The organism is Pseudomonas sp. AGC41 (assembly GCF_057334555.1).
Genome location: NZ_JBHFJB010000144.1, coordinates 1 through 1,762 on the forward strand (window position 1 = coordinate 1; position 1,762 = coordinate 1,762).

General features: G+C 51.8%; 3 protein-coding genes. All 3 read left to right on the forward strand.

What is annotated here, in order from left to right:
* A partial coding sequence (locus ACE04F_RS23245) for an RHS repeat domain-containing protein (protein WP_486110080.1) occupies positions 1-679 on the forward strand: 679 nt, incomplete at its 5' end.
* Positions 676-1,098, forward strand: a complete 423-nt coding sequence (locus ACE04F_RS23250) for a HEAT repeat domain-containing protein (protein WP_486110081.1) — start codon at positions 676-678, stop codon at positions 1,096-1,098. The genes ACE04F_RS23245 and ACE04F_RS23250, both read left to right, overlap by 4 nt.
* Positions 1,099-1,143: 45 nt before the next feature.
* Entirely contained in the window at positions 1,144-1,407 is a 264-nt protein-coding gene (locus ACE04F_RS23255) for a PAAR domain-containing protein (RefSeq protein WP_486110082.1), read from the forward strand.
* The last annotated feature ends 355 nt before the right edge of the window (positions 1,408-1,762 follow it).

Here is a 1,762-nt window from a genome sequence, read left to right on the forward strand (position 1 = left end):
CGTGGCGTGGTACCAATGCGACCACCTTGGCACGCCGATGGAGTTGACGGACGAACACGGCGACATCGCCTGGGCTGGGGTCTACAAAGCCTGGGGCTTGGCCAAGGAACAGCGCAGCGACACCGCCAACCGCGCGGATGTGCGCAATCCGTTGCGCTTTCAGGGACAGTACTTTGATGTGGAAACCGGGCTGCACTACAACCGCTATCGGTACTATGATCCGCAGGTGGGGCGGTTTATTGGCAAGGATCCGATTGGGTTTGCGGGTGGGTTCAACATCTATGCGTACGCGCCAAACCCCGCAGATTGGACAGATCCTTTGGGCCTTACAAGATCTGGCAGAAAACCAGCACCCACAGGAAAACCCAATATTGATAACCGATCATGTTGTGCAAAAAAATGGAGTGTTGAGCGATACGATAGAAAATGTAACGGGCATATTCCAGGAGTAGGGAATGTGACTCTATTTAGAGACCCTAAAGATGGCTCTTGGTATTCCGCAGACAAAACCGAACATGGGGGAAGCGCATGGAAATCATTTTCAGAATCGAGGAGCGCCGGAACTCTTGAATGGATGGCAGACCTCAATGATCAAGGAGACATAATGAAAGGGAAGCACAAAGGCTCAACAGGCCGCTCAATTGATCTAAAGAAATTAAAGTGCCAGGATAAAAAATGATTAATTCAGCAGAAGAGTTCATTAGCCTCATCAACAGCAGTATTGAAACAGACAGAAGCAGAGCCATCACCGAGAAGGCAAGCGAGTCCGTATGGGAGGATGTAATTTTAAAGTATCCAGATTGTGAAAAGTTTATACTGCAAAACGAGACCATTTCACCACTCATCATAAGCTCTTTATCAAAAAGCCAGAACTGGAAAACAAGACATGGGGTCGCAAAAAAAAGAAAGTCCGGGACTGAAGTACTTACTTATCTGTCAAGCGACGAAGACCCCATCGTCAGACAAGCAGTTGCGTCAAACCAAAAAACACCCTATGCAATATTAAAAAAACTGTGCCTTGACGCCGACGACAGGGTTAACAGTGTCGCAAATTACAACATCAAACTTCGCCCCCAAAATCAGGCGCCCGACGGCTAAAAATATAATCCCCCACATCCAAAATCTTTAATGGTTATAAATCTAATGAAATGTATAGTCCGCCTTGACGACACCGCCGACCACTGTAGCGTTGTCACCGAATCCATCCCCCACGCCAACCTCAACGGCAAACCAATGGCAGGTAAGGGCCACATGGTGATGTGCCCCTTATGCAAGGGGGCCTTCCCGATTGCCGAAGGCAGCAGCACCTACTCCGTCAACGGCACTCCCGTAGCCTTGGACGGCATGAAGACCACCTGCGGCGCCACCCTGATCGCCAGCGGCTCCCGCGGTGCTGTACATCGCTGACAGGCACCCCGCTCTTTAACAACCAGACGACACCGGCATTGGCTTGATCGCGCCGATGCCTATGCCAACTTCACACCCGCGACGCCGAAGGCGGCCTGTGGCGATACGATTACAATCAACGCGGCAACATCATCGAAACCATCGACCCGCAGGAGAACAGAGAACACGACCCAGTACAGCTACAACAGCGACAACCTACCCGTGGTCAGTACGACCCGATGGGCCGCCTGATCGCCCGTCATGCCGGGCACAAGGAAGGCCTGGAATGGCAGACCGAGACCTTCGCCTATGACGGCAATGGCAATCTGCTGCTGGCGGAAAACGCCGCCTGCAAACTGCAATGGTTCTACGACCG